Source organism: Streptomyces sp. AC627_RSS907 (genome assembly GCF_019049165.1).
Genome location: NZ_JAGMUE010000520.1, coordinates 1 through 569 on the forward strand (window position 1 = coordinate 1; position 569 = coordinate 569).

Consider the following 569-nt stretch of genomic DNA (forward strand, 5'->3'; position numbering starts at 1 on the left):
GTACAGAAGGGCGCACTGGTCACCGCGATCCAGCGCACGTACTTCGCTCAGGACGGCCGCCCGGTGGAAACCGCGGACATCGTGGTGCCCGCAGCGCACTGCGAAATCGTGTACGAGATCCCGATCAACGAGGCGTGACGCGGCGGCGGGCGCCGCGAGAAGCCCGAGATGATGAGTTGCCTGGGGCTTGAGGGGGAGTCTTGGACACAGTCGCTCAGTTGGTCACGATCGCAGCGGTCGTCTTGGGCGCGCTCACTTCGTACGCTACGAATGAGCTCATGGAACGGGGCAAGCGCAAGCGGGAGTTACAGTCCCGCTGGGACGGCCACAAGCTCGACGCGTACGCGAACTACATCGGACGCGTCCGCGCGTCCATCCACGCGTCGGTGCTGCTGTACGAGGTCCGCAAGGAGATGCGGACGGCGACCCGCAGCGAGCGCGAACTCGCGGACGACCTGACCCAGATGGGCGTCGAGCAGGCCCTCGCCTTCGAGCGGGTGATGCTGCTCGCGCACGACGGAGTGATTGATACGGCGCACTCCGTACAGAAGGCCACGGCAGTCATCGAG

At 65.7% G+C, this 569-nt stretch carries 2 pseudogenes; both read left to right on the forward strand.

From position 1 onward, the window contains the following. A pseudogene (locus KUM32_RS44325) lies at nucleotides 1-138 on the forward strand (GntR family transcriptional regulator); the annotation flags it as partial. Nucleotides 139-278: 140 nt separating this feature from the next. Then, a pseudogene (locus KUM32_RS36800) lies at nucleotides 279-569 on the forward strand (hypothetical protein); the annotation flags it as partial.